Raw genomic sequence first — 15788 nt, 5'->3', positions numbered from 1 at the left:
CATGCTCAGGCCGCCTTCTTCTCGGCGGCGCCGGCGTTCATGGTGCTCTGCTCGACCGCGTCGATCGTCGGGCGCTCGTAGGACGATATGGTCTTGCGGCCGAATTCGATCGCTACCTGCGGCAGCGCGCCGTTCATATAGGCAAGCAGCGTCTGCTTGACGATGATGTAGAGGCGGTTCTTCTTCTCGCGCACCGTCTTGATCTTGGTGGCGACCGGACCGACCACCGCATAAGACAGGAAGATGCCGAGGAAGGTTCCGACGAGCGCGGCGCCGATCAGGCCGCCGAGGATCTCCGGCGACTGGTCCAACGCGCCCATCGCCTTCACCACGCCGAGCACGGCGGCCACGATGCCCAGCGCCGGCAGGCCGTCGCCGACCGCCACCATCGCGTGATAGGCCTTCAGCTTGTCGCTGCGGATCGTCTGGATCTCTTCATCCATCAGCGCCTCGATCTCGTGCGAGCGGGCATTGCCGATGATGATGATGCGGCAATAGTCGCAGATGAAATTCGTCAGGTCATGGTTCTTGAGCACGGTCGGGAAGGCCTGGAAGATGGCGGACTCCTCCGGATTGTCGATATGCGCCTCGACCTCGCTGCGCGATTTCGAGCGCAGTTCGCGCATCAGGCTGTGCAGGACGCCCAGCGTCTCGAGATAGTCGCGCTCCTTCGGCACCGCCTGCTTGAAGGCTTCCAGAATGCCCTTGCCGGTGTCCTTGACCGTCTTCATCGGATTGGCGACCAGGAAGGTGCCGAGTGCGGCGCCGCAGATGACCACCGCTTCCCAGGGCTGCAGCAGCACGTGCAGATGGCCGCCCATGGCCATGAAGCCGCCGAGAACGCAGCCGAGCGTCACCACAAGTCCGATCAGAATGCCCACGGCAGGTCCTTCCGCATGTCACGTCGTGGATCAGGGATAGTCCCCGTGCCTTGTGTGAGGCTTGAATCGAAGGCGGCGGACGCGATTCAGCTTCGCGCAAGGAAGTGACGTTATTGTCCGGGATAGCTTCGGCCGGAGGCGTGTCCTTGCTCAATACCTACACCAGCTATCAGTTGATTGCCAAAGACATCGGCAAGTCGATCGACCGGATTGAACAACAGCCGACGGTCGATCGCGACACCCAGTATTATCTGGCCAACATCACCAAGGTGAAATCGATCGACGATTTCGTCAACAATGATCGCCTGTTCAAATACGCCATGAAGGCCTATGGGCTGGAGGATATGGACTACGCCAAGGCCTTCATGGTCAAGGCGCTCAAGGAAGGTGTCTCCGACCCCAACAGTTTCGCCAACAAGCTGACCGACAAGCGCTACGCCCAGTTCGTCAAAGCTTTCAATTTCGCGGCGGACGGCGCCAATGCGACCGTCTACAACCCGGCGCAGCAGCTGGTGACGAAAAACTACGCCATCCAGGCCCAGATCGCCGGCCTCGACCCGAATTCGGACTATGTGAAGGGCGAGACGACCTACTATCTCGCCAACATCACCAAGGTGAAATCTGTCGACGATCTGATGTCGAACAACCGGCTCTATACCTATGCGCTGGCGGCGTACGGCCTGGATTCGGCAACCGAGGACAAGGACCTGATCAGGTCGGTCCTGCAAGGCGGCGTGCGCGATCCCGACAGCGTCGCCAACCAGCAGACCAACAAGGCCTATGCCGGGCTGGCCTCTGCCTTCAACTTCGAGCAATACGGCGAAAACACCACCACCTACGTTCAGGCGCAGCAGCCGACCGTCGACATGTACATGCGCCAGACGCTAGAGGAGGATGCCGGCAAGACCAACGAGGGCGTGCGGCTGGCGCTTTATTTCCAGCGCAAGGCCCCCGACATCACCAGCTGGTACGACGTGCTTGCCGATACCGCTTTGGCCAGCGTGGTGCGCACCGCGCTCGGCCTGCCCGATTCCTTTGCCACGGCCGACATCGACAAGCAGGCGCAGCTGTTCGGGCAGAAGCTCGACATCAAGGATTTCACCGACCCCGAAAAGCTCAGCAAGTTCCTGACCCGCTTCACCAGCATGTACGAGATCGCCCACCCGACCTCGACGGCCGTGACATCGGTCAGCGTGCTTTTTGCGCAGCCGACCACTGTCGGCATCTCCACCGATCTGATGATGGCCATGCAGCAATTGAAGTTCTGAGATCATGCAGGACAGCCTTTACGTCGCCCTATCCTCCCAGATCGCTCTAGAGCGTCGTCTCGACACCATCGCCGACAACGTCGCCAATGCCTCGACCATCGGCTTTCGCGCCACCGGCGTGAAGTTCGAGGACGTGGTCTCGGGCACCGGGCCGAAGTCGGTCTCCTTCGCCTCTTCCGGCAATACCTATCTTTCCGGCGCACATGGCGCGCTGACTGAAACCGGCAACGCGTTCGACTTCGCCGTCCAGGGCGACGCCTGGTTCGCCATCGATACGCCCGCGGGCACGGTGATGACGCGCGACGGCCGCTTCTCCATGAACGAGAACGGCGAATTGATGTCGATCGAAGGCTATCCAGTGCTGGACGGCGGCGGCGCTCCGATCCAGCTCGATCCGCGCAACGGCCCGCCCAAGGCAGGCGCCGACGGCTCGCTCAGGCAGAACGACCAGCTGGTCGGCGCCATCGGCCTCTACAATTTCGACCCTGGCGAGAATTTCGTCCGCTACGGCAATTCGGGCGTCGTTCCGGCGCGCACGCCCGAACCCGTCACCGATCGCTCGGACGTCGGTATCGCGCAAGGATTTCTGGAAGAGTCAAACGTCAACCCGGTGCTGGAGATGACCCGGCTGATCCAGGTGCAGCGCGCTTTCGAGAACACGGCGGCGCTGATGCGGCAGACCGATTCCTCCACCGAGGACGCCATCAAGACGCTTGGCTCGAAGTGACGGCATGACGACCGGCTCGTCCCTGTTGCGCGCTTCCGAGAGCCCGGCCGATTCCGGAAGGACGGACCGGCTGGCCACGCTCGAACGCGTCTGGCGCCGGTTCGACGATCCGCAGGCGCTGCTGTTGCGCGGCGGCCGCATCGTCGAGATATCGCCGACGCATTACAAGGTCCGCGGCCTGTCCGGAATTGCCAGGCTGGGCGACATCGTCGAGCAGCGCGGCAAGGCCGGCGCGCGACGCGGCGAGATCGTCAAGATCAGCAGCGACGAGGTGGTGATTGCGCCCTTCGAGCGCAGCGCCGATGCCGGTATCGGCGACGCGGTCTTTCGCCGCGGACCGCTCACGGTCACGCCACATGTCTCCTGGCGCGGGCGTGCCATCGATGCCTTGACCCGCCCCATTGACGGCGGTCCCGCGCTGATACGGCCGAATGCCGCCGATGTCACGCATGGCGCGACGCCCGGCGCCTTGGCGCGCCAGCGCGTCGGCACCGGCTTTCTCACCGGCGTCAGGGTGATCGACATCTTCACCCCGCTCTGCTTCGGCCAGCGGCTGGGCATCTTCGCCGGTTCCGGCGTCGGCAAGTCGACGCTGCTTGCCATGCTCGCCGGCGCCGAGGCCTTCGATACCGTGGTTGTGGCCCTGATCGGCGAGCGCGGCCGCGAGGTGCGCGAGTTCCTCGAGGATACGATCGGCGCCGAGAGCATGGCCAAGACCGTCGCCATCGTCGCCACCAGCGACGAAAGCGCCATGATGCGGCGCCGCGCGCCCGACACCGCCATGTGCGTGGCCGAGCATTTCCGCGACCAGGGCCATCGCGTGCTCCTGGTGCTGGATTCCATCACCCGCTTCGCGCATGCGCTGCGTGAGGTCGCGACGGGAACCGGCGAGCCGCCGGTCGCGCGCGGCTATCCGGCCTCGGTCTTCACCGACCTGCCGAAGCTGCTCGAACGCGCCGGCCCGGGCGCCGAGGGAAAAGGCTCGATCACCGCCATCATTTCCGTGCTGGTCGACGGCGACGACCACAACGACCCGGTCGCCGACTCGGTGCGCGGCATCCTCGACGGCCATGTCGTGCTCGATCGCGCCCTTGCCGAGCAGGGCCGCTATCCGCCGGTCAACCCGCTGTCGTCCATCTCGCGCCTTGCCGACAAGGCCTGGAGCCCGGAACAGCGGGTGCTGGTGACCAGGCTGAAATCGATGATCGCGCGCTTCGAGGATACGCGCGACATCCGTCTTTTGGGTGCCTACCAAAGCGGCGCCGATGCCGAGCTCGACAACGCCGTGCGCCAGGTGCCGCTGATCTATGAGGCGCTCACGCAATCGCCGAGGGACCGCGCGTCGGCCGATCCGTTCGCCGACCTCGCCCGCCATCTCAAGGGGAAGCTGAATGGCGATCAAGGAGACTGAGCTCCAATATACCGAACGCATGTTGCGCGACATGCTTGCCGAGGCCGAGGCGGCGGAAAGGGCCGAGGCCGACGCGGCAAGATCCGCCAAGGACAAGGTCGCGCATGCCAAGACACAGAAGACAGCGGCTCTCCTGACCAGAGCCGACAGGCCGCATCCGCCGCGGACATCCGCCGCCGGGACCGCCGATGCCGCGCAGGCCAGCCGCGATTCCGTGCTCGACGGGCTTTTTCCCCGCACCGAGTGGCCGGAGCCGCCGAAAGCCCAGTTCCCGCGCCTGGCCGACAGGAGCGCCGACCGCCGCAGCGATTTCGTCATCGCCGCGCTCGGCATCACGCTCGGCCTCATCTGCGCGTTGTTCCCCTGGTACATCTTCTTCAACCAGGAGCAGTTCGGCGTCCAGACCATCAAGTTCGGCGGCAGCGGCAGCAATTCCGGACGCGAGGGCGGTGGCGTTGCGGCTCAACGCAGCGGACCGCTGACGGCCAAGGACATTCCCAATTCCGATATCGACCTGTTTGCGACCGGAACGGTGCAGGATGAGCCCGCCCCGCCGCCCGCCGACCAGCCCTTCCCGGCCGCCGCTTCCGAATTCAAGATTGTGCATGTCGCCAACGGCCGCGCCATGATCGAGGACGATACGGGTCTGTGGGTCGTTCAGCGCGGCTCCGTCCTGCCGGATTCGAGCCGCGTCGCCTCGATCGAGCAGCGCGGCGGCAAGTGGGTGATCGTCACCAACACAGACAAGGTGATCCAGCTCTCGAAGTAACGTAGCCCGGCCGTACAGCCCCGCTCCCCGCGCAAGGTCCGCGCAAGACTGGCCGCCTAGTCTTGTGCGTACTTGTCCGGGAGATTCCCATGGAACCCGTAAATCTTTTCGACCTTGCCACGCGGCAGTCGCAATGGCTGGCCGTGCGCCAGTCGGCGATTGCCTCCAACATCGCCAATGCCAATACGCCGGGCTATACGGCCAATGATGTCGAGCCGTTCGAAAAGGTCCTCGACCGCACCGCGGTGACGCTGGCTGCCACGCAGACAGGCCATCTTGGCGCCGAAACCACCAATGCCGGCTTCAACGTCAAGCCGGAGGATCCTGACGGCGCGATCATGCCGTCGAAGAACACCGTCGTTCTCGAGCAGGAGCTGATGAAAGCCGGTGAGGTTCGCCGCTCCTTCGAGCTCAACACGGCGATCGTCAAGGCCTTCCATTCGATGATGACGATGGTGGTGAAGAGCTGACCATGGACGCCCTCACCGCAGCCCTCAAAGTCGCGGCATCCGGCCTCGGCGCTCAGTCGGAGCGCCTGCGCGTGGTTTCGGAAAACCTCGCCAACGCGCAGTCGACCGGCAGCACGCCCGGCGCCGACCCCTATCGCCGCAAGACGATCACCTTTCAGTCCGAGGTCGACCGCGCAACCGGCGGCTCACTGGTGGAAGTGAGCGGCATCAATCGCGATCCTTCGGATTTCCCGATCGAATTCCAGCCCGGCAACGAAGCCGCCGACGCCAAAGGGTACGTCAAGATGCCCAACGTCAACACATTGGTCGAAATGGCCGACATGAGCGAGGCGAACCGCTCCTATGAAGCCAACCTGCAGGTCATCAAGCAGGCTCGCGATCTGATTTCCATGACCATCGACCTGATGAGGAACCAGTAATGATCGGCGGTATCGGGGCAATACAATTCAAGACGGCGGTTGACGGCGCCGACTCCGCCGCGCCGGGCCTGCTTAAAGGCGGTGTCGGGACGCAGGCCAGCGAAAGCATCGGCAGCAGCTTCGCCGACGTCCTCAGCCAGGCCGCGACGAAGACTGTCAACACGCTGCAGGGTGCCGAGCAGATGTCGATACAGGCGCTCAAGGGTGACGCCGATACCCGTCAGGTTGTCGATGCGGTGTTGAGCGCCCAGCAGGCGCTGCAGACGACCATCGCCATCCGCGACAAGGTCGTCTCGGCTTACCTCGAGATCAGTCGCATGAGTATCTAGGAACCGCGTCATGAAAGCACTCGCCATCGCCGCCACCGGCATGAACGCCCAGCAGACCAACCTGGAAGTCATCGCCAACAACATCGCCAACATCAACACCACCGGCTACAAGCGGGCGCGGGCCGAATTCTCCGACCTGCTCTACCAGGTCGACCGCACGCAAGGCGTGCCCAACCGTTCCAACACCTCGCTGGTGCCGGAAGGCGTTTCGATCGGTCTTGGCGTCAAGACGACCGCCGTGCGCAACGTCCACACCCAGGGGGAACTCGCCAGCACCGGCAACAGCTTCGACCTGGCGTTGACCGGCAGGGGCTGGTTCCAGATCGAGGGCGCCGACGGCGGCACGCTCTACAGCCGCGCCGGCGCCTTCAACACCAACGCCACCGGCCAGCTTGTGACGGTGGACGGCGCCAACGTCATCCCGGCCATCACCGTGCCGACCGATGCCATCGAGGTTATCGTCAACAAGACCGGCCAGGTCTTTGCCCGCCTCGACGGTCAGACCAACCTCCAGCTTCTCGGACAGCTCCAGATCGCCAACTTCGCCAACGAGGCGGGCCTCGCGCCGCTCGGCGACAACCTCTTCCAGGAAACGGCTGCCTCGGGCCCGGCCAATGTCGGCGTTCCGGGGGATCCCGGCTTCGCCACGATCCAGCAGGGTTATCTGGAATCATCGAACGTCGATCCGGTCAAGGAAATCACCGAGCTGATCTCGGCGCAGCGCGCCTATGAAATGAACTCCAAGGTCATCCAGGCCGCCGACGACATGGCCTCGGTTGTCTCCAAGAACATCAGGTAACGGATGATGGCCGGGCCGATCTCCTCCGCACTCCGCCGCGCCATGCTCGCCACCGTCCTGGTGGCCGCCGGCACGCCGGCTATCGCGCAGGACGCGACCGGCCAGTCGGCGAACCAGATCGCCGCCGGCCAGGCGATCGGCGAGGCAGTGCTGATCCCCAACCGGGTCATCTATCCCGGTGAGACAATCGAATCCGCCTCGCTCAAGCAGGTGACGCTGATACCCGGCAAGCACAAGCCGGACGGCATGGCGACGCGATCCGAGGAGCTTCAGGGCAAGGTCGCCAAGCGTACGCTACTGCCCGGCCGCTACATCCCGGTCACCGCTATCCGAGACGCCTGGCTGGTCGAACAGGGCGCTTCCGTGCAGGTCTATTTCACCGCCGGCGCGCTGACCATTTCGGCGGCCTGCGTCACGCTGCAGCCAGGCGCTGCCGGCGACCAGATCAAGATCCGCAACATCGACAGCGGCAAGATCATCTCCGGCACGGTGATGGCCGACGGCACCATCAAGGTCGGCGCTTCGTGATGCGCGCCTTTGTCCTTCTGCTCGCGGCGGCCATCGGCATTCAGCCGGCCTTGGCGGATGGGCTGACGCCCAAGGCCAAACGCGAGCTCGCGCAGAAAAACGGCGGCGTCTACGACGATCCGGAATATGATCCGGCGACGACCCAGCGCATGTTCCGCGTTTCCACCGGACCAAGCACGCTGCCGCCCGGCCAGGTGGCCGCGCGCATCAAGGACATTGCTCAGTTGCAGAGCGCGCGCGACAACCAGCTCGTCGGCTACGGCCTGGTCATCGGCCTTGCCGGCACCGGGGACAGCCTGCGCAACTCGCCCTTCACCGAGCAGTCGATCCGCGCCATGCTGGAGAATCTCGGCATTGCCACCGAAGGCGGCAGCGCGCGCGCCAAGAACGTGGCCGCCGTCATCGTCACCGCCAACATGCCGCCCTTCGTTCAGTCGGGCGCCCGCATCGACATCGACGTCTCCTCGATGGGCGATGCCACCTCGCTCGCCGGCGGCACGCTGGTGATGACGCCGCTGAAGGCGGCCGATGGCGAGATCTATGCCGTCGGGCAAGGCTCGGTGATTGTCGGCGGCTTCACCGCCAAGGGTCAGGCCGAGGAACTCACGCAAGGCGTGCCGACCGCCGGCCGCGTGCCCAACGGCGCCATCGTCGAGCGCGCCGTTCCGGCCGAGTTCGACGACCAGGGCGTGTTGACACTGCAATTGCGCAATCCCGATTTCTCGACCGCCATCCGCATCGCCGATGCCGTCAACGACTACACCTCGCAGCGCTTCGGCATGCGGGTCGCCGCCGAGCGCGATGCCCGCACCGTGCAGATCAGGCGGCCGAAGAACGTCTCCGCCGCGCGCTTCTATGCCGAGATCGAGAACCTCGTCGTCGAGTCGGATTCCCCTGCCCGCGTCGTCATCGACGAGCGCACCGGAACCATCGTCATCGGCAACAATGTCAGGATCTCGCGCGTGGCGATCAGCCACGGCACGCTTACCGTACGCATCACCGAAGCGCCTCGGGTCGTCCAGCCTGAACCCTTCTCCAGGGGTGAGACCGCGGTGGAACCGTCCACGGCCATCGATGCGAGCCGGCCCAACGCCCGCGTCGCCGTGCTCGATGGCCCCGATCTCGAAACGCTTGTCTCCGGCCTCAATCGCCTCGGCGTGAAGCCGGACGGCATCATCGCCATCCTGCAAGGCATCAAATCTGCCGGCGCCCTGCAGGCCGACCTGGTTCTCCAATAGGCACGCCGATGATCGCGCTCTTCTCCCCAACACTGCATCGCCGCCCAAGACTTCACCCCGTGACCGGCCTCCTCGCCATTGGCGCGATCGTCGCGTTGGCGGGCGGCGCGGTCCGCGCGGATGAAGTGCGCCAGGTATTGCCCGGCGGTCAGGCGCCAGCTCAGGCGGCCCAACTCACGCGCGAGACGGCATCGGCCCAGCCGGTTGGACTTGCGGTTGGGAAAGCGCCTGACGAAAGCGAGGTCCAGCGCTTCTGCTCCAACATCGCGGATGCCGCGCGCGACCGCCGCTACGCCCTGCAGGCGGAGGAGCTGAAGCAGCTGCAGGCCGGCATCGACGAGCGCATGAAAGCGCTGGAGGCGAAGAAAGCCGAATATGAAGAGTGGCTGAAGCGCCGCGAGGTGTTCCTGGCGCGCGCCGAGGACGGCGTCGTCAAGATCTATGCCGGCATGAAGCCGGACGCCGCCGCCGAGCGGCTGGCGATGGTCAATGCCGAGCTCGCGGCGGCCATCCTGATGAAGCTCGATTCGCGCAAGGCCGGCGTCATCCTGAATGAAATGGACCAGAAGGCGGCGGCGACGCTCACAGGCATCATGGCCAGCGCGGCGCGAAGGGTTGATCCGTCATGAAGTTGAAGTTCTTTGTCCTCGTCGCGGTTGCGGGCTTGTCCGGCTGCGGCACCAATTTCAAGGAGATCGGCCGGGAGCCTGCTATGTCACCCGTCGGTTCCGGCATCGGTGCCTCCGGCCCTTACACCTATCCCGAGCCGCCTGCCTCGCGGCCGAAGAAATTTTCGCTATGGGACGACCGCCAGAGCCGGCTCTTCACCGATCCGCGCGCCTTACGCGCCGGCGACATCCTGACCGTCAACATCAAGCTCAACGACAGGGCCAATTTCAAGAACCAGAACGATCGCAGCCGCACCGCCGCGCGCAAGCTCGGCTATGACGTCACGCTCGGATGGGACGGCAAGAGCACCAGCGGCAAGGGCGACGCCGGTTTGAGCTCCAGCACGGAGACCAATGCCGATGGCGAGATCAAGCGCTCGGAAGACATCGAGCTCAACGTCGCCGCCGTCGTGACGGAGGTGCTGCCCAACGGCAATCTGATGATCAGGGGCTCGCAGGAGGTCCGCGTCAACTACGAGCTGCGGGTCCTCACCATCGCCGGCATGGTTCGTCCATCCGACATCGGCGCGGAGAACACCATCCCCTACGAGCGCATCGCGGAAGCGCGCATCTCCTATGGCGGCCGCGGCCGTGTGAGCGAGGTCCAGCAGCCGGCCTATGGCCAGCAGGTCCTCGACCAGGTTCTTCCTTTCTAGGGCCGGGAGAACGCTGCCATGGCCAATGTCGAGCAGGTCCAGCCCAAGAAGGGGCCTTCCCTGGTGATCCAGCTCGCCATCCTGCTGGTCATGACGGGCGCGGCCATCGGCATGGGCTGGGTTTCCGGCGGCTATCTCAAGCAAGGCGAAACGCCGGCGCCGGTACCCGTGGCGCCGGAAAACGCCGGCGCCGCGGAAAAACCCGCCGAGGGCGGCAAGGCGGCTGCCGGGCCAACGCTGGCTCAGTTGGCGCCGATCACCACCAATCTCGCCTCGCCGTCGGACGTCTGGATCCGGCTGGAGGCATCGGTGCTCTATGATGCCCCGCAGCCGCCGGAAGTGACCGAGCAGATCCACCAGGATCTGCTCGCCTTCGTGCGCACGATCAAGCTGCATCAGATCGAAGGCGCCAGCGGCTACCAGCATCTCAAGGCCGATCTCGATGAGCGCGCCGCGCTGCGCAGCGGCGGCCACGTCAAACAGGTTCTCGTCAGGACGATGCTGCTCGAATGAGAAAGTTCCTCATAGCCACGGCGCTCATCGTCGTCACCACATCCATCGCCACGGCCCAGCAGCTCGATCTCGGCGGCATCGGCAAGGCCGACGGCACGACCGTCGGCTACCTGATCCAGATGTTCGGCCTGCTGACGGTGCTTTCGGTGGCGCCGGGCCTGCTCATCATGGTGACGAGCTTCACCCGCTTCGTCATCGCCTTCTCGATCCTGCGCGCCGGCATCGGCCTGCAGTCGACGCCGGCAAACCTGATCCTGATCTCGCTGTCGCTGTTCATGACGTTTTATGTCATGGCGCCGACCTTCGACCAGGCCTGGAACACCGGCGTGAAGCCGCTGATGGACAACCAGATCACGCAAGGCGAGGCGTTCGAGAAGATTTCCGGTCCGTTCCGCGACTTCATGCTGCACAATGTACGCGAGAAGGACTTCGACCTTTTCGCCGATCTCGCGCGCGAGCGTGGCCAGACTGTCTCGCGCGAGACGGTCGATCTGCGCATCCTGGTGCCGGCCTTCATGATCTCGGAAATCCGCCGCGGCTTCGAGATCGGCTTTCTCATTGTGCTGCCCTTCCTCGTCATCGACCTCATCGTCGCCACCGTGACCATGGCCATGGGCATGATGATGCTGCCGCCGACGGTGGTGTCGCTGCCGTTCAAGATCCTGTTCTTCGTTTTGATCGACGGCTGGAACCTTCTCGTCGGCAGCCTGGTGCGGTCCTTCACCTGACGACGCCGGGACGGGTGTTGAAATGCCGTCTCCGTTCCGCACAAATTTTGCGCAATATATTTTCGATTAACCGTCCGATTTAGGTCTTTGGTAGGGACTGGCCCGCATATTGCTCGCAGATGGCGGGTGATCGGGTTTTAGAGATCATTGGCATGATGCCGCACCGTCATACCGGACATGCCGGTATGTCAAAAAAATCCGTGTAAAAATAGGGTACGAGTACCATGGCCAGTATCATGACCAACGCCTCGGCGTTGACCGCTCTGCAGAGCTTGAACGCCACCCAGAAGAACCTCGACACCACCCAGGCCCGCATCTCGACGGGCTATCGCGTTTCTCAGGCTTCCGACAACGCCGCCTACTGGTCGATCGCCACCACGATGCGCTCCGACAACCAGGCCATGTCCACCGTTTCGGACGCTCTCGGCCTCGGCGCCTCGAAGGTCGACACCGCCTACACCGGCATGAGCAGTGCGATCGACACCATCAACAAGATCCAGCAGAAGCTGACTGCTTCCTTCGGTCAGACGGACGCTTCGAAAGAGAAGACCCAGACCGAAATCAAAGCGCTTCAGGACCAGTTGAAGGCCTACGCCGATGGCGCCACCTTCTCCGGCACCAACATGCTGTCCGTGAACAGCGGCACCGCCACCGCCGCTGCCGACGTCAAGATCGTCTCGGCATTCAACCGCAGCGCCACCGGTGCGGTTTCGATCTCGACGATCGACGTCAACGTGGAAAGCATCAAGCTTTATGAAGCCGGCACCACGGCGGGAACGCAGAAGGGTATCCTCGACGCCAACTACGTCGGCGCGACCGGCGCCATCGTCGCCACGGCACAGAACCCGACCTTGGGTGCGGCTGCGGCTGCCGGCGACACCTACTCGGTCGCCGGCCTGAAGATCTTCGACTCGGCAACTGGCAAGGGGGCCAGCGACACCCAGATCGCGGAGATGATGAACGTCGTCGATACCGCGCTCAAGGCCATGACAACCGCCGCCACCAAGCTCGGCGCCGCCAAGAGCTCGATCGACCTGCAGAAGACCTTCACCTCGAGCCTGATGGACTCCATCGATCGCGGCGTCGGCCAGCTCGTCGATGCCGACATGAACAAGGAATCGACCCGCCTCCAGGCTCTGCAGGTTCAGCAGCAGCTCGGCGTCCAGGCGCTGTCGATCGCCAACGGCTCGTCGCAATCGATCCTGTCGCTCTTCCGCGGCTGATCGTTCTATACTGACCACGCCAAAGCATCGGGCCGCGCCAAAAGCGCGGCCCGATTTGCGTTTGCTCAAGGCTCGCGCAACTTTCGCTTCTTAACGTCTCCAAAGCCTACTTTTAACAGGCCATTAACCATATCGCGCTAGGTATGGTTAACCAATTGATACAGGTTGTCGACTCGGCCCGACCGGCGCGATCGCAACCGACGAGCAGGTCGAGGCCTGCGTGGCATGCCGGCTTTTGAGAAGGAGCGAGTTTCTTGGCGAGCATCATGACGAACGCTGCGGCGCTGACCGCACTTCAAAGCCTCAACGCCACCAACAAATCGCTCGAGCAGACGCAGGCGCGGATCTCGACCGGCTACAGGGTCTCCGAGGCCTCCGACAACGCCGCCTACTGGTCGATCGCTACCACCATGCGCTCCGACAACTCGGCGCTGTCGACCGTGCAGGACGCGCTCGGCCTCGGCGCCTCGAAGGTCGACACCGCCTATACCGGCATGAACAACGTGCTGGACACCATCGGCAAGATCAAGACCAAGCTCTTGTCGGCCGTCGGCCAGTCGGATGCCAACAAGGCCAAGACGCAGACCGAAATCACCGCGCTGCAGGCGCAGATGAAATCCTTCGCCGACGCCGCCACTTTCTCCGGCTCGAACTACCTTTCGGTCACGTCCACGCAGGTGGCAGCCGCCAATGACGGCGTCCAGCAGGACGCCAAGATCGTCTCTTCGTTCAACCGCTCTTCGTCCGGCGCCATCTCGCTCGGCACCATCGACATCAATGTCGAGAGCACAAAGCTGTTCGATTCCGGCCTCGCCACCGCCGTCAAGAACCAGGGCATCCTCGATCGCAAGACCTCGATCTATTCCACGGCAGCGGACCAGTCGGCGTATGACGCCGCCTATGCGACCGCGATCGCAGGCGGCGCCACCGACATCGCCGCCAACACCGCCGCCCAGGCCGCGGTGACGGGCACGCCCGTCAAGATCGACAACGTCTCCGCCTTCAATCTCGACATCACGGCAACGGGCGTGACCGACGATATCATCACGCAGATGGTCACCAAGATCGACAACGTCATGAGCCAGCTTACTGACGCCGCCACCGTGCTCGGCGCCGCCAAGAGCTCGATCGACCTGCAGAAGACCTTCACGCAGAGCCTGATGGACTCCATCGACCGTGGCGTCGGCCAGCTCGTCGATGCCGACATGAACAAGGAATCGACCCGCCTCCAGGCGCTGCAGGTTCAGCAGCAGCTCGGCATCCAGTCGCTGTCGATCGCCAACAGCTCCTCGCAGTCGATCCTGCAGCTGTTCAAGAACGGCTAAGCCGCCTGATCACCTTCGACCGACGAAAAGGCCGTGTCTGAAACGCGGCCTTTTTCGTTTCTCGAGAGGAAGTTGCGCGTTCGGCATCTTGCTGGCTCTTTGCCGGCGCGCGCTATCATCTTCGCACAAGCTTCGCGGTCTAGTCTTCCAGCGGACAGTCGTGCTGGGAGCCGTTGAATCGTGCCGGAACAGATCCAGAGCATCATCGCGAATTTCAAGAGCTTCGGCGTGCGGCGTCTGGCGCTGATGGGCGGCATCGCGGCCCTGGTCATGGCCGTCATCGGCATCGCCTCCGTCTATCTCAATCGCCCGGCCTATGAAACGCTCTATGTCGGCCTCGAGCGTTCCGACGTGAACCAGATCGGCCTTGTGCTGGCCGATGCCGGCATCGGCTTCGATGTCGGCTCCGACGGAACCTCGGTGCTGGTGCCTGCCGGCACCACCGCGCAGGCGCGCATGCTGCTCGCCGAGAAGGGCCTGCCGACGAGCGCCAATGCCGGCTACGAGCTGTTCGACAATGTCGGCTCGCTCGGCCTCACCTCCTTCATGCAGCAGATCACCCGTGTGCGCGCGCTGGAAGGCGAGATCGCGCGCACCATCCAATCGATCTCCGGCGTCAAGGCGGCGCGCGTCCATATCGTCATGTCCGAGCGCGCCAATTTCCGCCGCGACGAGCAACAGCCCTCCGCCTCGGTCGTCATCCGCTATACCGGCAACGATGCCGAGAAGAGCGCCATGTCGATCCGCCACCTGGTCGCCGCGGCGGTTCCGGGCCTCTCGGCCGACAAGGTCACGGTGCTCGATTCCAACGGCAATCTGCTGGCCGCCGGCGACGATCCTTCCAACACGAGCGCCGCGCGCACGCTGGGCGTCGAGCAGACGGTCGAGGCGCAGATCGGCGACAACATCCGCCGCGCGCTCACCCCCTATCTCGGCCCCGACAATTTCCGCGCCAGCGTCAAGGCCGACGTCAACACCGACAGCCGCCAGACCGAGGAGACGATCTTCGATCCGAACTCGCGCGTCGAACGTTCGGTGCAATCGGTGAAGACCAACGAGGCGAGCAATCAGAAGCAGGCCTCGACCCCGACCAGCGTCGAGCAGAACCTGCCCGAGACGCAGACCACCAGCACCGAGGGGCCGCAGTCCTCCTCGCAGAACGACCGCAAGGAAGAGATCACCAACTACGAGATCAACTCCAAGAAGATCGCCACCGTCTCCAACGGCTACACGGTCAACAAGATGTCGATCGCGGTCGTCGTCAACCAGGATCGGCTGAAGACCATCCTCGGCAAGGATGCCACGCCGGAGCAGATCGCCAAGCGCGTCGCCGATATCCAGAAGATGGTGGCCTCGGCGACCGGCTTCGACGACAAGCGCGGCGACGTCATCGACGTGTCGGCGGTCGAGTTCATCAACGGCCTCGACGGCGAGCCGATCGAACAGCCGGGCATCCTGGCCTCGATCGGCACCTATACCGGCACGCTGATCAATGCCGGCGCTTTCATCGTCGTCGTTTTCTTGGTTGCCTTCTTCGGCCTGAAGCCTATGGCCACCGCGCTGACGGCGTCGGCAAAGCCCGCGGCCATTGCCGGCCCAAGCTTCGATGACGTGCAACGCTCGCTGCCGACGCCCGACGCGCCGGTCGCCGCGATCACCGCCGAGACCCCGCCCCTACCCGGCGCGCGCGCCGGCGCAACCCCGCTCGATGATCTGCGCCAGAAGATCCGGCCGGCGCCGCAGGAGCGGCTTGCCCGCATGGTCGACCTCAATGAGGAGCGCACCGCGCAGATTCTGCGCAAATGGGCAGCCGCCCCGGAAGCCGTGGGTTAGGCC

At 64.2% G+C, this 15788-nt stretch carries 18 protein-coding genes; 17 read left to right on the top strand and 1 reads right to left on the bottom strand.

The window, feature by feature from the left end:
• Positions 1 to 5: 5 nt before the first annotated feature.
• Positions 6 to 881, bottom strand: a complete 876-nt coding sequence (motA, locus tag EJ069_RS00695) for a flagellar motor stator protein MotA (RefSeq protein ID WP_126059632.1) — start codon at positions 879 to 881, stop codon at positions 6 to 8.
• Between the two features lie 146 nt (positions 882 to 1027).
• Between motA and EJ069_RS00690 the strand changes: the two genes are divergently transcribed.
• From EJ069_RS00690 to fliF, 17 genes are all read left to right on the top strand, one after another.
• Positions 1028 to 2149, top strand: a complete 1122-nt coding sequence (locus tag EJ069_RS00690) for a DUF1217 domain-containing protein (RefSeq protein WP_126059631.1) — start codon at positions 1028 to 1030, stop codon at positions 2147 to 2149.
• A gap of 4 nt (positions 2150 to 2153) precedes the next feature.
• Complete coding sequence (gene flgF, locus EJ069_RS00685) at positions 2154 to 2876, top strand: flagellar basal-body rod protein FlgF (RefSeq protein WP_126059630.1); 723 nt, start codon at positions 2154 to 2156, stop codon at positions 2874 to 2876.
• Positions 2877 to 2880: 4 nt separating this feature from the next.
• The gene (fliI, locus tag EJ069_RS00680) at positions 2881 to 4287 is read left to right on the top strand and encodes a flagellar protein export ATPase FliI (RefSeq protein ID WP_126059629.1); all 1407 of its coding nucleotides are present in this window, start codon (positions 2881 to 2883) and stop codon (positions 4285 to 4287) included.
• On the top strand, positions 4268 to 5056 hold the full coding sequence (locus tag EJ069_RS00675) for a hypothetical protein (RefSeq protein WP_126059628.1): 789 nt from the start codon (positions 4268 to 4270) through the stop codon (positions 5054 to 5056). The genes fliI and EJ069_RS00675 overlap by 20 nt, the downstream gene beginning before the upstream one ends.
• Before the next feature lie 89 nt (positions 5057 to 5145).
• A complete protein-coding gene (gene flgB, locus EJ069_RS00670) occupies positions 5146 to 5526 on the top strand; it encodes a flagellar basal body rod protein FlgB (RefSeq protein WP_126059627.1) in 381 nt (126 codons plus the stop codon).
• Between the two features lie 2 nt (positions 5527 to 5528).
• Positions 5529 to 5945 (top strand): flagellar basal body rod protein FlgC, encoded by a 417-nt coding sequence (flgC, locus tag EJ069_RS00665; RefSeq protein WP_042640471.1) that lies wholly within the window; start codon positions 5529 to 5531, stop codon positions 5943 to 5945.
• Positions 5945 to 6274: a flagellar hook-basal body complex protein FliE gene (locus EJ069_RS00660; RefSeq protein ID WP_126059626.1), complete on the top strand. Its 330-nt coding sequence runs from the start codon at positions 5945 to 5947 to the stop codon at positions 6272 to 6274. The genes flgC and EJ069_RS00660 overlap by 1 nt, the downstream gene beginning before the upstream one ends.
• 10 nt (positions 6275 to 6284) lie before the next feature.
• Positions 6285 to 7073, top strand: coding sequence for a flagellar basal-body rod protein FlgG (flgG, locus tag EJ069_RS00655; protein WP_126059625.1), 789 nt, complete (start codon positions 6285 to 6287; stop codon positions 7071 to 7073).
• 6 nt (positions 7074 to 7079) lie between these two features.
• Positions 7080 to 7601 carry a flagellar basal body P-ring formation chaperone FlgA gene (flgA, locus tag EJ069_RS00650; protein WP_189341751.1) on the top strand — a complete coding sequence of 174 codons (522 nt, stop codon included), beginning with the start codon at positions 7080 to 7082 and terminating at the stop codon, positions 7599 to 7601.
• A 149-nt stretch (positions 7602 to 7750) separates the two neighbouring features.
• Entirely contained in the window at positions 7751 to 8839 is a 1089-nt protein-coding gene (locus tag EJ069_RS00645) for a flagellar basal body P-ring protein FlgI (protein WP_245456739.1), read from the top strand.
• 59 nt (positions 8840 to 8898) lie between these two features.
• On the top strand, positions 8899 to 9468 hold the full coding sequence (locus EJ069_RS00640) for a MotE family protein (RefSeq protein WP_245456408.1): 570 nt from the start codon (positions 8899 to 8901) through the stop codon (positions 9466 to 9468).
• On the top strand, positions 9465 to 10163 hold the full coding sequence (flgH, locus tag EJ069_RS00635) for a flagellar basal body L-ring protein FlgH (RefSeq protein ID WP_126059621.1): 699 nt from the start codon (positions 9465 to 9467) through the stop codon (positions 10161 to 10163). Before EJ069_RS00640 ends, flgH begins: the two co-directional genes overlap by 4 nt.
• A gap of 18 nt (positions 10164 to 10181) precedes the next feature.
• Entirely contained in the window at positions 10182 to 10676 is a 495-nt protein-coding gene (locus tag EJ069_RS00630) for a flagellar basal body-associated FliL family protein (RefSeq protein WP_126059620.1), read from the top strand.
• Positions 10673 to 11404: a flagellar type III secretion system pore protein FliP gene (fliP, locus tag EJ069_RS00625; protein WP_126059619.1), complete on the top strand. Its 732-nt coding sequence runs from the start codon at positions 10673 to 10675 to the stop codon at positions 11402 to 11404. Before EJ069_RS00630 ends, fliP begins: the two co-directional genes overlap by 4 nt.
• Positions 11405 to 11628: 224 nt before the next feature.
• Complete coding sequence (locus EJ069_RS00620) at positions 11629 to 12627, top strand: flagellin (protein WP_126059618.1); 999 nt, start codon at positions 11629 to 11631, stop codon at positions 12625 to 12627.
• 254 nt (positions 12628 to 12881) lie between these two features.
• Positions 12882 to 13952, top strand: coding sequence for a flagellin (locus EJ069_RS00615; protein ID WP_126059617.1), 1071 nt, complete (start codon positions 12882 to 12884; stop codon positions 13950 to 13952).
• Between the two features lie 180 nt (positions 13953 to 14132).
• Positions 14133 to 15785: a flagellar basal-body MS-ring/collar protein FliF gene (gene fliF / locus EJ069_RS00610; protein ID WP_126059616.1), complete on the top strand. Its 1653-nt coding sequence runs from the start codon at positions 14133 to 14135 to the stop codon at positions 15783 to 15785.
• The last annotated feature ends 3 nt before the right edge of the window (positions 15786 to 15788 follow it).

Source organism: Mesorhizobium sp. M2A.F.Ca.ET.043.05.1.1, from assembly GCF_003952445.1.
In the GTDB taxonomy this organism is placed as follows: Bacteria; Pseudomonadota; Alphaproteobacteria; order Rhizobiales; family Rhizobiaceae; genus Mesorhizobium.
This window is presented reverse-complemented; position numbering and strand designations above follow the sequence as displayed.